This is a genomic window from Ruminiclostridium hungatei (assembly GCF_002051585.1).
Classification (GTDB): Bacteria; Bacillota; Clostridia; order Acetivibrionales; family DSM-1351; genus Ruminiclostridium; species Ruminiclostridium hungatei.
Window position 1 is genome coordinate 130,379 of the sequence record NZ_MZGX01000007.1, and the last position, 14,381, is coordinate 144,759.

Sequence of the window (14,381 nt, forward strand, 5' to 3'; positions counted from 1 at the left end):
TTGAGTCGCCTTTTCACGCCGACTGTCCGGCATGCTATTTCAAGTTAATGGCCTTATATGCCATTACCGCCGCTTCTGCCCGTGTCACACTGCTTGACAAATCCAGATACGGCCGTCCTGCTTTGATTTTGCCCGTCATCAGGCCTGCTCCGTAAACTGCTGCTATTTTGTCTGTGGAAGCGGGAGTCATTGACTTGTAGTCGGCAAATTGCCTCAGCACACTGCTGTCCTTGTACGGCAGCGGTGTGCCCTTGGCCTTTAATGCCTGAGCCAGAATAATTCCGGCTTGTTCCCTGGTGATGGTACTATCCGGGTACAATCTGTTATTTTTATCGGGAGCTATTATCCCCAGCTTGGCTGCCGACATAAGCTCCTTGTAATACCTGTGCCTTGAAGTTACATCAGAATAGCTGCCCGCCGAGGACTTCACCAGGTCCAGTGTCCTGATTACTATTGCGCAGTACTCGCCTTTTGTAATTTTTTGAGAAGGATAGAACCTGGTATCAGGCGGAATGTCAAATACATTCCTGCTTCCCAGGCTGCTTATGGCTTCCGCCGCCCAACTGACACCGCTTAAATCAGAATATGCGACCTTCTTTTTTGTTGTAGCAACCACTTCATTTGACGGGTCGCTCAGACTGTTGCCGTTTACAGCCCTGACTCTGAAGGTCAGGGTTTTTTCAGGATTTAAATCCTTACAGATAAAGTATGCAGTATTTGAAGCTGCTCTTCCAACTTCTCTGAAGTAATAGTACTGCATGACCTCTATGACAAACTGGCTTTCATTACTGGAGTTATCCTTCCAGGTCAAGAAGACTTCATTTGAAGACAAGGCATTGGCAGCAAGCTGTGAAGGAGCCTCCGGCTTTTTCAGGGATACCATCAGCTCATTGCTGTAGTTTACCGAGTTTGCCCTGTCAAAGACCTTTATTCTATAGAAAAAGGTATCCGTATCATTAATCCATTTGTCGTTATAGGTTACTGCATTTGGCTCAAGGTATGAGATGGTGAACCACTCGCCTCCCAATCCAAGCTTTCTTTCAACTCTGAAGCCGGTTTCGATATTGCTGGTGTCCTGCCAGGTAAGCTTTATCTCATTTTGGCTCACAGTCTCATAAGTCAGGTTCGCAGGTGCAGTTATTGTAGAGGACCAGACTGTGGTTTCATTGGAAAAATCCGAGTATACGCTGTTAGTATTAATCTTGGCCCTGACCTTGTACGAGTAGCTGCCCTCCAGTGAAACCGTCAAATCGGTAAAGGTCGTGGCATTCCTTCCCATTGACTCGTACAATTCCCACACAGAATCGGTTCCCGTCTTCCTCCATATTTCAAACCCCGTTTCATTGTCGGTGAAATCCTGCCATTGCAGTTGGACGGACTTCCCGTCTGTACAGGAAGAGGTCAAGCTCCCCGGCGGCTTAAGATATGTTGTTGTTATATTAATGACCTCCGAATACTCGGAGGCTGTGGCTCCGGTAACTGCCTTGATTCTATAGGAATAGGTAGTATTTGGCTTAAGCTTTGTATCACTGTCAATAAATGCGGTCACATTTTGGGGGACAACCGCGGCTTCCTTGAACACTCCCTCGTCAGGAGACTTCCTCTCTATAATAAAGGCTGTCTCTATGGAATTGTCCTTCCAGGTGAGCTGAATCTGATAGGATGAAAGTGCAAAGCCGTACAGCTCTGTGGGCTTGTATAAAAATGAATAGGCCGATTTGCCCTCATCAGGATAGGCCGGTGTTACAACACTGTCATTGGCGGCGGCTCTGACCCGGTAGTAGTATCTTTCGCCGGACCAGATACTCTTGTCGCTATAAGTGTTTTCACCAATTCCCACTCTCGCTATTTCACCCCAGGAGGTTTCTCCTTCGGCTCTTCTCTCTATGATTGTGTTATATGCCTTATTGCCGGGATATCCCCATTTCAGATCAATCTGATTGGATGAAATGGGTGTGACCGTGAGCGAATCCGGTTTTTGCACATCCCCCGGACGGAATATTATTTCATCCGTATATATATAAAGGTTGTTATCCGCATCCAGTACTTTTACCCTGTAGGTATACGTATGTCCGGTTTCATAATAGTCGGTGCAGGAAGTGGCATTTGTATATATCGTTATGGGACGGACCTCATAGCTTCCGGCATCGGTTTTTCTTTCAAGGTAATATTGTTTTTCATTTGTGAGATAATCGCCCCATTTGAAGGAAATCTGCAGATCGCTGATTATCACTCCTGTAAGCTTGGACGTTACCAGGGCATGGGCTGTGCCGGCAATATATATGCTCTGTATCAGTATGGCCAGCACCAGAACCAGTGACGCCTTTTTAATATATCTTAAAATGTTTTTATTCCCACTATGTAATGACCTCAATTTTCATACCCCCGCCACAATGCATCCATGAATTAATAATAAACCACATATTCCATTTAAACAACAAAACTTGACTATTTGCCCATTTGTGCCCAGTTTTTTACATACTTTTACCAAAACGCTTTTATTAACTTATATCGGCAAATTGTGGCATAATTTTAATGGAAATATATTACGGAGACGGCAAGACCCCAAAACACCCCGCCTTTCGCCGGCGGGGTGTTTTGGGGTCTGCAAACCTGTATTCAATATTTACTTGCTCGTTGCTTTAAGTCTTGCCATTGCCCGTGCCAAAGCAGTTTTAGAACGCATATACTCCAACTGGCTCAGTTGCTTCTGCAACCTTTCTTCAGCTCGCTGCTTTGCCGCCTTTGCCCGGTTCACATCAATTTCTTCGGGATATTCTGCGGTATCAGTCATTATAACCACCTTGTCGGGCATGATTTTTGCAAAGCCATCTGTCACAACCGCTTCTATCCATTTGCCCTCCGCCTTTATCTTCAATGGTCCGACATTAACCGCGGTAACAGTTGGAGCATGCATTGGGAGTACTCCCATTTCACCGTCAACCGACTTGAAGATAACGCATTCCGCTTCTCCTGAAAAGAAATTTCTTTCGGGAGTAACAATTTCTAACATAAATGTGGACATACTCATTTGCCTCCATGAGCCGCCAGATGCGGCTACAAACAATATATCAACCAATATCCTCCTGTCCCCGCATCAAGGCGAATAAGGAGGCAAACCAGCCATGCGCGCTTTTAAAGCATTTCGCTCCGGCTGATTTCCAGTTGCATTCTCTATTCATGCTTTAAATATTTCGCGCGGCTTACATTCACCAGGTTTGCTTGGAAGTCCGGCAGCGCTGGGCTTTTAAGCAAACCTCCATGAGCCGCCAGATGCGGCTACAAACAATATATCAACCAATATCCTCCTGTCCCCGCATCAAGGCGAATAAGGAGGCAAACCAGCCATGCGCGCTTTTAAAGCATTTCGCTCCGGCTGATTTCCAGTTGCATTCTCTATTCATGCTTTAAATATTTCGCGCGGCTCTATTCTTCCATCTCTTTAGCGGCTTCATATACCTCATCAATGTTGCCCTTCATGTAGAAAGCCGACTCAGGTATATTATCCATCTTTCCGTCAATAATTTCCTTGAAGCCTCTTATTGTTTCCTTTAAAGGCACATATTTTCCCTTATATCCGGTAAACTGTTCTCCAATGAAGAAGGGCTGTGATAAATACCTCTGTATCTTTCTTGCTCTGAAAACAATAAGCTTATCCTCCTCAGGAAGCTCATCCATACCCAGTATGGCAATTATATCCTGAAGCTCCTTATTTCTCTGAAGTATTTCCTGAACTCTTCTGGCAACAGAATAATGTTCTTCTCCAACTATTTTGGGATCAAGAATCCTTGAGGTGGAATCCAAGGGGTCAACTGCAGGGTAAATACCCATGGCAACTATATCTCTGCTTAAAACCGTGGTGGCATCCAGGTGGGCAAAGGTAGTGGCAGGTGCAGGGTCAGTCAGGTCATCCGCCGGCACGTAAACTGCCTGGACAGATGTTATTGAACCCTTTGTGGTTGAAGCGATCCTCTCCTGCAGCGCACCTACGTCAGTGGCAAGTGTGGGCTGGTAACCAACGGCTGACGGGATTCTTCCCAAAAGCGCGGAAACCTCCGAGCCCGCTTGAACAAATCTGAATATATTGTCAATAAACAGAAGCACGTCCTGTCCCATCTCATCTCTGAAATACTCAGCCATTGTAAGTCCTGTGAGTCCAACTCTCATTCTTGCTCCCGGGGGTTCATTCATCTGTCCGAAAACCATGGCTGTCTTCTCAATAACTCCGGAATCATTCATATCATGCCACAGGTCATTTCCTTCTCTGGTTCTTTCTCCAACACCTGTGAAAACAGAATAGCCTCCATGCTCGGTAGCTATATTTCTTATGAGTTCCATTATAAGAACCGTCTTACCTACTCCGGCTCCTCCGAACAATCCTATTTTACCGCCCTTTGCATAGGGTGCCAGCAAGTCTACAACCTTTATACCCGTTTCCAATATCTCCGTTGAAGGCCTCTGCTCCTCAAAGGATGGCGCAGGCCTATGTATCGGATAAGTATCAGAAGGCGTCACTTCGCCTTTTCTATCTACAGGTTCGCCCAATACATTGAATATTCTGCCCAGAACCTCTTTTCCAACAGGTACCTTTATTGCATCGCCGGTATCTATTGCTTCCATGCCTCTTACAAGTCCGTCGGTTGAAGACATTGCAACACATCTTACGGTATCGTTTCCGAGATGCTGCATTACCTCAGCAGTTATAACACTTTCACCCGAGTCTGTCCTGGTAGGTATTCTGATTGCATTATATATGTTTGGCAATATGCTATTTTCAAATCTGACATCAAGTACCGGTCCGATTACCTGTACTATGACTCCTGTGCTTCCAGCCATACTATCACTCCCATCTGCGCGGATACACGCCATTTACTATTTCCCAGTCAATGTTAAAAAGAAAGAATCCATTAATGATTTTGGCTTTTATACCTAAAACGTCAAGTCTCAATGTAAATACGGGTATTGCTTTATTTCAAGGCTGCTGCCCCGCCCACGATTTCAGATATTTCCTGAGTAATGGCAGCCTGCCTTGCCCTGTTTTTATACAGATTCAGCTTCTCAAGCATTTCATCCGCATTTTTTGTCGCACTGTCCATTGCAGTCATACGGGCATTCTGTTCACTGGTAAAGGCTTCTACAAAAGCGCCGTACATAATGCCCTTGATATACTTGGATATCAGAACATCCAGAACTACCGAAGGAGACGGCTCGTACTTTATCTGCTCATCAATTTTTATGTCCTCAGCCTCGACATCATCCCGCAGTGCCCCTATCTCAAGGGGCAGAAGCTTCAGCATTTTGGGCTCAAGTGTTATGGCCGACATCATCTGAGTAAAAATGATATACACCTCTTGAGCCTGGTTCTTTTCATACAGCTCCAAAATAATGTCTGCTATTTCCCTGGCCCTGAAAACTGTTGGATTTTGAACGGCATAATCAAATTCTGTGTGGACATTGTATTCCTTTTTCACAAAATAAGACCTGCCTGAATTTCCTGCTACCAGAAGCAATGCATTTTCCTTGTCCTGTCCGATGGCCTTTTCGGCAAGCTTCTTGATGTTGCTGTTATAGCCTCCTGCCAGCCCCTTGTCTCCGGTTATGATAATATATGCCCTTTTAAGGCCTGTCTTCTTATCCCCGGAAACAAAATATTTACTTTCAACATCCCCGCTATGTGCAAGAATTTCTGCAATAGTTTCTCTTACCTTGCTAAAATACGGAAGGGTTTCTTCTAGTTGCGCTCTTGCCTTTTTTAGTTTTGACGCTGATATCAACTTCATGGCCTTGGTAATTTGCCGCATCTGGTTTATACTTTTGATACGCAATTTTATTTCGCGCATGTTATTTGCCATATGATAACCCGCCGTTTCTGTCACACAGCCTGACTTTTATTTATAAACGGTGCCTACCTGCTGTGCTGGTATAATGATAGGCACCTGCAATTATTATACAAACTGGGCCTTGAATTCATCTGCGGAAGATTTCAGTGACTGCATGATTTCATCACTTATATCTCCTGTTTCAGAAATACCTGCTAAAATCTTAGGATACTTTTCCTTAACAAATTGAACATACTCGCTGTTAAATTTGCGGACCTTGCTTACAGGGATATCCATAAGGTATTTGTTTGTCGCAGCATATAGTATTACAACCTGTTCCTCAACCGGTAGAGTCGAATATAAAGGCTGTTTCAAAGTCTCAACCAGTCTTTCTCCCTGAAGAAGCTTATCCCTGGTCACCTTGTCAAGATCGGAACCAAACTGGGCAAACGCTTCCAGCTCTCTGAACTGGGCCAGATTTATCCTCAAAGGCCCTGCAATTTTTCTCATGGCCTTTATCTGGGCTGAGCCTCCGACCCTGGACACGGACAAACCCACATTAACCGCAGGTCTCTGACCTGAGAAGAACAGTTCCGACTCAAGATATATCTGCCCGTCTGTAATTGAAATAACATTGGTTGGAATATATGCGGAAACGTCTCCGGCAAGTGTTTCTATGATAGGCAATGCGGTTATGGAACCGCCGCCCAGCTCGTCACTGAGCTTTGCAGCTCTTTCCAGCAATCTTGAATGTAAATAGAAAACATCACCGGGATAGGCTTCTCTTCCCGGCGGTCTTTTGAGCAGCAGTGACATTGCCCTGTAGGCAACCGCATGCTTGGACAGGTCATCATAAATTATGAGTACATCCTTGTGATACCTGTACATAAAGTCCTCAGCCATGGCACAGCCTGAGTAGGGAGCAAGGTACTGAACAGAAGCGGTGTCACTTGCTGTTGAAGAAACGACAATTGTATATTCCATGGCTCCGAATTTTTCAAGCGTATTAACAATGCCCGAAACAGTAGAAGCCTTCTGGCCTATTGCCACATACACGCAAATAACGTCCTTGCCGTTTTGATTTATAATCGTATCAATGGCTATTGCCGTTTTACCGGTTTGCCTGTCCCCGATTATCAACTCTCTCTGCCCTCTTCCTATGGGAATAAGTGCATCAAGCGCCATAATACCTGTTTGAAGCGGCTTGTTTACACCTTTTCTGTCAATAACACCGGGAGCGGTAAAATCAACCGGCCTATAATTGTCGGTAGCAATGTCCCCCTTACCGTCCAAGGGCTTCCCCAAAGGATCCACTACCCTTCCGATCAAGGCTTGTCCAACAGGCACCTGCACGGTTTTTCCCGTCCTTTTTACAGCCGACCCTTCTTTAATTTCCCTGTCATCTCCCAATACAACACAGCCCACATTGTCTTCTTCAAGATTCAATACCATACCAAAAACGCCATTGTAGAATTGCAGAAGCTCTCCGGACATGCAGGACTGCAAGCCGTGTATTCTTGCTATACCGTCTCCTGACTGAAGTACATAGCCTACATCATCAGTTTTGACCGCAGCACCGTAATTTTCAATCTGCTGCTTTATAATTGAGCTAATTTCTTCTGGTTTCAGACTCATCCTTTTTTCACCCCATATACTCCGATACCGGCCTCAATTTAAATGTTAACCAGTTCAGTTAATGATTCAATCCTGCCTTTGATACTTCCGTCGTAAACCTTGTCTCCAATAACCACCTTTATACCTCCGATTATTGAAGGATCTACAATTTCAGTAATTTTAACGGCACTTGCCTTGTAAATTTTGCCGAACTTTTCTTTCAAGCTGTTAAGCTGGCCTTCCTCCAAAGCGGCAAATGTAATAACCTTCATATCCAGCACATTTGCCTTTGAATCAGCCAGGTAAACAAACTGCCTGAATATACCGGGGAGTTCGTTTATACGCTGCTTGGCAATGAGCACCAGAATAAAATTCAGCATATTCTTACTTAATCTGCCGGTAAATACTTCTCTAATCAGACCTTGTTTTTTATCAAGCTTCACTGTAGGATCAAGCAGAAAATCCCTGAAGTCTTTATCTGAATTGAATATCTCTACAAACTGCAGGAACTCCTGCCTGACATTTGTGATATCCGCAAATGACAACTCCAGCAGCGCCTGTGCGTATCTTTTTTCTACAAGCGGCATCAGGCAGCACCTGCCTCATCTATAAATTTGTCAACGATACTTTTGTTGGATTCAGTATCCATATTGGCCTGAACAACCTTTGTTGCAGCAGTAAGAGCCAGCGCAGCTATCTGCTGTCTGACCTGACGCAGCATTTCAGTCCTTTCACGCTCTACATCCTGACGGCCCTTTTCAACAATTGCCAGGGCATCCTTCTTGGCATTGGCAATAATCTCGTCATATTCGCGTGATGCTTTGGCTCTGGCTTCATTCATGAGCCTGTCGCTTTCTTCCCTGATTTTTTTTATTTGCTCTTCATAGTTTTTTCTTGATTCCGCTACTTCAAGCTTTGCTTGATCGGCATCCTTCAAGGCCTGATCTATGGAGTTTCTGCGTTTTTCCATAAACTCCGTAACAGGCTTGAATAAGAACTTTCTCATGAAAAAGTATAAAATGAACAGGTTTAATGCGACAAAAATAAACGTATATTTTTCAGGCATTAACATAATAATCGCCTCTCCTTATACCTGTATTCTTTATAACGCACCTCTGTTTCAACAAGGCGGAATTAATTCTTACCTCCTGAAAACAGAAGTGGTGCCCTCCGCCTGTAAAGGCGGCGGCTATCTGTACGCCTCGTTATATGTTATAGCAGGAGATTTTTTCCTGCTCGGTTGCCTTTACTACTATATCTGTGAAAGGCGTTAAAGCACCTTTCACAGATATTCACTACAATTTTTAACTGTCTTAGCCCATTTTCAAGAAAACCAGTACCAGTGCAACAACAAGACCATAAATCGCCGTTGCTTCTGCAAGAACAGCACCAAGCAGCATGACATTTCTTATCTGGCCTGCAGCTTCCGGTTGTCTTGCAACACCTTCAACAGCCTTACCTGTTGCCAACCCGATACCTACTCCGGCGCCAATACCTGTAAAAACTGCTATCGCTGCTGCTATAGCTATTAATCCACTCATTCATTTCACCCCCTTATTCAATTACTTCTGCAATGTATAGAGAAGTCAAAAACATAAACACGTATGCTTGAAGTATTCCATCAAACAAATCAAAATAAATACTTAATGCAGCCGGTATCACCGGAGGCATTGCCATATAGATAAGCTCCATTACTATGAAAGCACCCAGAATATTGCCAAACAGACGCAATGCAAGGGATAACGGCTTTATGCCGTAGTCCAGCACCTTGAATGGAAGCATCATCGGAATAGGCTCCACAAAACTTTTCAGCCACCCGCTCATCTTCTTATATCTGATGCCCGCATAAATTACTACACAAATTGACATGATTGCCATACAGGCAGTTACATTTATATTTCTTGTAGGAGGCCTGAATTTAAAACCTTCTCCGGGAATAACATTGAATATTGACACTGTATTTGCAAAAATAAGGAAGAGGAATATGGTTCCGAGATAAGGTGCGAATGCCTTCCAATGATGTTCTCCTATGGCATCCTTGGCTATATTGTTAATCATCTCAACTATTATTTCAGCTATATTTTGCTTTTTGCCCGGCACCGCTGCAAGCTTGCGGGTCAGAAATATGCTGAAAAATATAAGCATCGCCATTATGACCCACATTACAACAATAACATCTGCTACTGGTATTTTTATCCCGGGCAGCTTTATTGTAAATACAGTATGAGGATTCAATGCCTCAATCAGCCTTTCACTCATACTCATTTCTTCATGCATGCTATTTCACCTTCTGTCCATAATGATTTTTTGTAATTCCAAAAGCCTCTGTTACAGCATTTATCATAACAATGATTAGGACTGAGAGTATTCCGGCCAGCGCAGCCCCCAGGGCATATACTCCGAACTGCATGGCAAATACAGCCGTTATTCCTATTATAACTAAGTTTAGCAAATATATTACAAGGCTAACAGTGACAGCCTGCTTTTTACTTGCCGTTCCTATTAAATGCCCGAATACAGATTCCAGTACCGCAAACTTCAACAACGACAAAAGTACGCCGGCTGTGAGGGCCGTGACCATAACCAGTTGCTGGTCCCCTATTGCCAGGCATACTATAAGAGCTGTCCCATAAAAAATGCACACTCTTTTTACAAAAAATTTTAAAATATTACTCATTATACTTTTTTAAACAATCTCCGCAAATAGTTGTTAAGTTTCTGTCTAAACTATACGATACTTATGTAGGTTTATTTTACTCCTGCTATGCTGGTAAAAAGTGCACAGCAGGAAATTAGTTAAATAATAGCACAGTGAAAAGTGTAAATCAATGGCCCTTTGACGAAAAGTGCTCAAGGTGAAATTAAAATTTTAGTATTCTTGCACAAAAGAATTTAACATTCAGGAGTGGTTAAAATATGGATATTACAACCATTATCGGCTTAATTTTGGGGTTTGGAGGCGTTCTGCTGGGTTATCATGAAGAAGGCGGCGAATTCTCCGCTCTGGTTCATCAGGCATCTCCGTATTTGATAGTCTTTGGAGGCGGCTTTGGTGCTATGCTTGTAACCTTTCCCCTATCCGAATTGAAAAAGGCATTTTCTTCAGTCCAACTGGTTTTTACCCAAAAAAAATATAATGAAATAGATATAATCAACGAACTTGCAGACCTTTCGGAGAAAGCAAGAAAAGATGGTTTGCTCAGTCTGGAACAGGATGCTCAATCCAACAAGAATGATTTGATACGGAAAGGGCTGGCTCTTGTGGTAGATGGTATTGAAACAGAGGTCATAAAGGATATTCTTGCAAGAGAGACCGAGCTTCATGAAGAGATCCATGAGGCAGGTGTCAAGCTGTTTGAGGCAATGGGCGGTACCTGGCCTGCCATGGGTGTTTGCGGTACGGTTATGGGTATGATAAGTATCCTCCGGGATCTGAGCGATCCTTTGGCGCTTGGGCCTAAGATATCCAGCGCTTTTATTGCCACCATGCTGGGTGTTGGGTTTGCAAACCTGGTTTTCATCCCTTTCGCAGGTAAAATCAAAGCAAAGACTTCCCGTGAGACAATGATTAATGAGCTTATTATTGAAGGTTTGCTTTCAATACAGGCTGGAGAAAATCCACGTATTATAAAGGAAAAACTCAACCTTAATCTTATGGAAAAACTTAACGGCAAGAAAAATGTTACCGCTGGTGCTGAAGAAGGAGCTGAAGCATAGAAATGGCAAAGGAAAAGATAGTAAAGGACAATGCCGAACGCTGGCTTTTGACATATGCAGACTTGATGAACCTTCTGCTTATACTTTTTATTATATTGTTTGCTATGAGCCAGGTTGATACACAAAAATTCCAGCAGCTCTCCCAATCCTTGAGCGCCGCCTTCGGCTCAGGCTCAAATTCGGTTCTCCAGGGCAGCGGGCAGGGGAATTCTTTGATTGATTTTCCGGCCACAATGCCCTCGCCCGTCATTCCTGCCGAAATGGAAGACAAGCAGATCGACGGCATAGCCCAGGAAGTCAGGGAAATCATAAAGGGTCAGGGCCTTGAGGGAAGTATCGATGTAAAAAGGCAGGAGCGAGGAGTCGTAATATCAATTAACGAGAGATTGTTTTTTAAATCCGGAAGTGCGGTGATTGAAAAAGAGTCGGAGGAAAAAGTCCTTAAAATAGGTAATGACATATTGGCCAAAATTCCAAACAAGCATATCCGTATTGAGGGACACACGGACAATGTGCCCATAAAAAGCGCCATCTTCCCCTCCAACTGGGAATTATCAAGTGCAAGGGCAACCAGTGTACTCAGGATACTTGTTGATAAATCCAAAATTGATCCCAGGCTGATATCCGCAGTGGGCTACGGCGAATTCACTCCATTGGTGCCCAACGACTCCGATGCCAACCGTGAAAAGAACAGAAGAGTGGATATTGTAATACTCACCCAGGATTCAAGTCAGGGTGAGGCAAGTACTGACAACAATAATATACAGGGCAATAAATAGATAAGGAATTCCAGTCAGGTTAGTGTTATAACCGAGAGAAATCACAACCAGAAATAAGCGCATAAAAGACCGGCAATAAAATGCCGGTCTTTTTTTAGTATAAAGCAAGCTTGCATTAAGCCTCACTCTCAAAAACCTATACGGTAAACTCTTCAGGCTTCTGGTCTGTCAGACCGAAGTGGAAAAGCAGCACCTGTACTATTCTTTCTGATGCATGTCCGTCACCGTATGGGTTAACAGCTCTGGCCATTTTCTCATACTCTGACTTATCCTCCAGAAGTTTTGATGCATGCTCCACGATTTCCTCCTGAACAGTTCCTGCAAGCCTTACCGTCCCGGCTTTTACAGCCTCAGGCCGCTCTGTTTCCTTTCTCAGAACCAGAACAGGTTTGCCAAGAGTAGGCGCTTCCTCCTGTATTCCCCCGGAGTCCGTCATTATCATATAGGACCGCGCCATCAAATTGTGCATATCCTGCACATCCAACGGAGGTATCAGGTGAACTCGTTCCTTGTCTCCCAGTATCTCCCTGGCTGTTTCCTGAACTGCCGGATTCAGGTGTACCGAGTAAACAATCTCCACATCCTTATAATTGTTTACGATAGTTGCCAATGCACGGCAAATATTTCTCAAGGGCTCTCCCAGATTTTCCCTTCTGTGAGCTGTTACGGCTATGACGCGCCTGCTCTTAAAGTCTATGGTTTTCAGTGCCCCACACTCAAAATCGTAATCCTCTTTTACCGTGGTTTTCAATGCATCGTTAACGGTATTGCCTGTTACATATATGGTGTCGGCATTTACTCCTTCGTTCACTAGATTTGCCTTGTTGGTTCCGGTGGGCGCAAGGTGGATATCAGCCATGGCTCCCGTGAGCTTTCTGTTCATTTCCTCAGGGTAGGGAGAGTACTTGTCAAAGGTTCTCAACCCCGCCTCAACATGTCCTACGGCAACCTGCCTGTAAAATGCAGCCAGACTCCCTACAAAACAGGTTGTAGTATCCCCGTGGACAAGGACGATATCCGGCTTTTCCCCGTCAATGACCTTTTCCAGCCCCTCAAGAGCTCTTGTGGTTATGCCTGTCAGCGTCTGTTTGCTCTGCATTATATTAAGGTCATGCTTTGGAGTTATTTCAAACATTTCAAGGACCTGATCCAGCATCTCTCTATGCTGGGCAGTCACACATACGACCGAATCTATTCTCTCACACTTTTCAAGCTCCTTTACCAGCGGCGCCATTTTAACTGCATCCGGCCGCGTGCCGAATATAGTCATGACTTTCAGCTTGTCCAATTTCCTTCCTCCAATCGCAGCCAGCCTTGACGAATTGTCAAGCCGGTGTTCCTCTTTTGCCTTGCTGGCATTATTCATCTCATTCATATACATTGAACCCACTATTACAAATACCGCAACCGCAATTACCAGAATAATGGCACTTACCGGCCCCTTGTAGTCAAGGACCACGGCACACAGCCCCAACGCCGCACTTGCCACATAGATAAGCGAAACAGACTGTCTTTGTGTAAGTCCCATATCCACCAGCCGGTGGTGCAGATGACCTCTGTCCGCTGTCATTGGTGATTTTCCGCTGGCTACTCTTCTTAATATGGCAAAAACAGTATCAAAGAGCGGCAACGCCAGGACAAGTATTGGGACTGCTATGGCAATGGCTGTATAGGCCTTGTATGTACCCTGTATTGATATTGTTCCCAACATGAAGCCCAAAAATGTTGCTCCCGTATCACCCATGAAAATTTTGGCAGGGTTGAAGTTATAGGGCAGAAACCCCAGAGCAGAACCGGCCAGGATTGCCGCCAGGACCGCCGTATGTATATCAGGCTCAGGTCTGATAACCGAAACAAAGAACAAAGACAGGGAGCCTATGGATGACACTCCGGCTGCGAGACCGTCAAGACCGTCAATGAAGTTGATGGCATTTGTAATACCCACAATCCATAATACTGTGACAGGGTATGAAAGCCAGGGCCCAAAAGTGGAAATACCGATATCTGAAAAAGGATTTGTTATAAAATCTATTCTCGTACCTGTAACTGCAACAATAAGTGCTGCAATTATTTGAATAGGAAATTTCAGTTTTGCGCTCAGGGCTTTTATATCATCAACTACTCCCAGGATTGCAATAATTGAGCTGCCGATCAGCATGCCCGTAAACTGCCTGTCAAAAACAATAGCCGTTCCCACCGACAGCAGCTTTGAGCTTACAATACTAAAGAGGATTGAAACAAAAAAACCTGCTATTATTGCAAAGCCGCCCAATCTGGCAATGGGCTGTTTATGCATTCTTCTGTCATCCTTCGGGATATCAACCGCACCTATCTTAAATGCCAGGCTTTTAACTACAGGAGTTGCAGAAAATGCTACTATAAAAGCAAGCGTGAAGGAAATAAAATATTCATATACACTAGACATTCATACACCTTCCGTTCCTAGAGGAAT

At 44.2% G+C, this 14,381-nt stretch carries 13 protein-coding genes and 1 pseudogene; 2 read left to right on the plus strand and 12 right to left on the minus strand.

Translation table 11 applies throughout. The features are described from left to right. Window positions 1-34 precede the first annotated feature (34 nt). The 10 genes from CLHUN_RS06890 to CLHUN_RS06935 form a co-directional block, all read right to left on the minus strand. The gene (locus tag CLHUN_RS06890; RefSeq protein WP_080063846.1) at window positions 35-2,374 is read right to left on the minus strand and encodes a fibronectin type III domain-containing protein; all 2,340 of its coding nucleotides are present in this window, start codon (window positions 2,372-2,374) and stop codon (window positions 35-37) included. Window positions 2,375-2,626: 252 nt separating this feature from the next. Continuing rightward, complete coding sequence (locus CLHUN_RS06895) at window positions 2,627-3,025, minus strand: F0F1 ATP synthase subunit epsilon (RefSeq protein ID WP_080063847.1); 399 nt, start codon at window positions 3,023-3,025, stop codon at window positions 2,627-2,629. Window positions 3,026-3,426: 401 nt separating this feature from the next. Beyond that, window positions 3,427-4,836 carry a F0F1 ATP synthase subunit beta gene (gene atpD, locus CLHUN_RS06900; RefSeq protein ID WP_080063848.1) on the minus strand — a complete coding sequence of 470 codons (1,410 nt, stop codon included), beginning with the start codon at window positions 4,834-4,836 and terminating at the stop codon, window positions 3,427-3,429. A gap of 131 nt (window positions 4,837-4,967) precedes the next feature. Further along, complete coding sequence (gene atpG / locus CLHUN_RS06905) at window positions 4,968-5,852, minus strand: ATP synthase F1 subunit gamma (RefSeq protein WP_080063849.1); 885 nt, start codon at window positions 5,850-5,852, stop codon at window positions 4,968-4,970. 93 nt (window positions 5,853-5,945) lie between these two features. Further along, window positions 5,946-7,454, minus strand: a complete 1,509-nt coding sequence (gene atpA, locus CLHUN_RS06910) for a F0F1 ATP synthase subunit alpha (protein WP_080063850.1) — start codon at window positions 7,452-7,454, stop codon at window positions 5,946-5,948. A gap of 38 nt (window positions 7,455-7,492) precedes the next feature. After that, the gene (gene atpH / locus CLHUN_RS06915) at window positions 7,493-8,020 is read right to left on the minus strand and encodes an ATP synthase F1 subunit delta (RefSeq protein WP_080063851.1); all 528 of its coding nucleotides are present in this window, start codon (window positions 8,018-8,020) and stop codon (window positions 7,493-7,495) included. Then, complete coding sequence (atpF, locus tag CLHUN_RS06920) at window positions 8,020-8,505, minus strand: F0F1 ATP synthase subunit B (RefSeq protein ID WP_080063852.1); 486 nt, start codon at window positions 8,503-8,505, stop codon at window positions 8,020-8,022. The genes atpH and atpF overlap by 1 nt, the downstream gene beginning before the upstream one ends. Window positions 8,506-8,746: 241 nt before the next feature. Beyond that, window positions 8,747-8,974: an ATP synthase F0 subunit C gene (gene atpE, locus CLHUN_RS06925; RefSeq protein WP_080063853.1), complete on the minus strand. Its 228-nt coding sequence runs from the start codon at window positions 8,972-8,974 to the stop codon at window positions 8,747-8,749. 13 nt (window positions 8,975-8,987) lie between these two features. Then, window positions 8,988-9,710, minus strand: a complete 723-nt coding sequence (locus CLHUN_RS06930; protein ID WP_242656459.1) for a F0F1 ATP synthase subunit A — start codon at window positions 9,708-9,710, stop codon at window positions 8,988-8,990. 1 nt (window position 9,711) lies between these two features. Further along, on the minus strand, window positions 9,712-10,110 hold the full coding sequence (locus tag CLHUN_RS06935; protein ID WP_242656460.1) for a hypothetical protein: 399 nt from the start codon (window positions 10,108-10,110) through the stop codon (window positions 9,712-9,714). Between the two features lie 239 nt (window positions 10,111-10,349). Here CLHUN_RS06935 and CLHUN_RS06940 point away from each other — a divergent pair, with 239 nt between their 5' ends. Both CLHUN_RS06940 and CLHUN_RS06945 read left to right on the plus strand, forming a co-directional pair. Next, window positions 10,350-11,150, plus strand: coding sequence for a flagellar motor protein (locus CLHUN_RS06940; RefSeq protein ID WP_080063854.1), 801 nt, complete (start codon window positions 10,350-10,352; stop codon window positions 11,148-11,150). A 2-nt stretch (window positions 11,151-11,152) separates the two neighbouring features. Beyond that, the gene (locus tag CLHUN_RS06945; protein ID WP_080063855.1) at window positions 11,153-11,929 is read left to right on the plus strand and encodes a flagellar motor protein MotB; all 777 of its coding nucleotides are present in this window, start codon (window positions 11,153-11,155) and stop codon (window positions 11,927-11,929) included. Window positions 11,930-12,065: 136 nt separating this feature from the next. Here CLHUN_RS06945 and wecB read toward each other — a convergent pair whose 3' ends face one another. Both wecB and CLHUN_RS22780 read right to left on the minus strand, forming a co-directional pair. After that, entirely contained in the window at window positions 12,066-13,217 is a 1,152-nt protein-coding gene (gene wecB, locus CLHUN_RS22490; protein ID WP_278247527.1) for a non-hydrolyzing UDP-N-acetylglucosamine 2-epimerase, read from the minus strand. Between the two features lie 408 nt (window positions 13,218-13,625). Next, window positions 13,626-14,354, minus strand: a pseudogene (locus tag CLHUN_RS22780) (glycosyltransferase family 4 protein); the annotation flags it as partial. Between the last annotated feature and the right edge of the window lie 27 nt (window positions 14,355-14,381).

What these genes read in the sequence shown, in the direction of transcription:
- CLHUN_RS06895 (WP_080063847.1), bottom strand. Translation starts at nt 3,025, where the DNA reads ATGTCCACATTTATGTTAGAAATTGTTACTCCCGAAAGAAATTTCTTT.
- CLHUN_RS06930 (WP_242656459.1), bottom strand. Translation starts at nt 9,710, where the DNA reads ATGCATGAAGAAATGAGTATGAGTGAAAGGCTGATTGAGGCATTGAAT.
- CLHUN_RS06945 (WP_080063855.1), top strand. Translation starts at nt 11,153, where the DNA reads ATGGCAAAGGAAAAGATAGTAAAGGACAATGCCGAACGCTGGCTTTTG.
- CLHUN_RS06935 (WP_242656460.1), bottom strand. Translation starts at nt 10,110, where the DNA reads ATGAGTAATATTTTAAAATTTTTTGTAAAAAGAGTGTGCATTTTTTAT.
- atpD (WP_080063848.1), bottom strand. Translation starts at nt 4,836, where the DNA reads ATGGCTGGAAGCACAGGAGTCATAGTACAGGTAATCGGACCGGTACTT.
- atpH (WP_080063851.1), bottom strand. Translation starts at nt 8,020, where the DNA reads ATGCCGCTTGTAGAAAAAAGATACGCACAGGCGCTGCTGGAGTTGTCA.
- atpF (WP_080063852.1), bottom strand. Translation starts at nt 8,505, where the DNA reads ATGTTAATGCCTGAAAAATATACGTTTATTTTTGTCGCATTAAACCTG.
- CLHUN_RS06940 (WP_080063854.1), top strand. Translation starts at nt 10,350, where the DNA reads ATGGATATTACAACCATTATCGGCTTAATTTTGGGGTTTGGAGGCGTT.
- atpE (WP_080063853.1), bottom strand. Translation starts at nt 8,974, where the DNA reads ATGAGTGGATTAATAGCTATAGCAGCAGCGATAGCAGTTTTTACAGGT.
- atpG (WP_080063849.1), bottom strand. Translation starts at nt 5,852, where the DNA reads ATGGCAAATAACATGCGCGAAATAAAATTGCGTATCAAAAGTATAAAC.
- atpA (WP_080063850.1), bottom strand. Translation starts at nt 7,454, where the DNA reads ATGAGTCTGAAACCAGAAGAAATTAGCTCAATTATAAAGCAGCAGATT.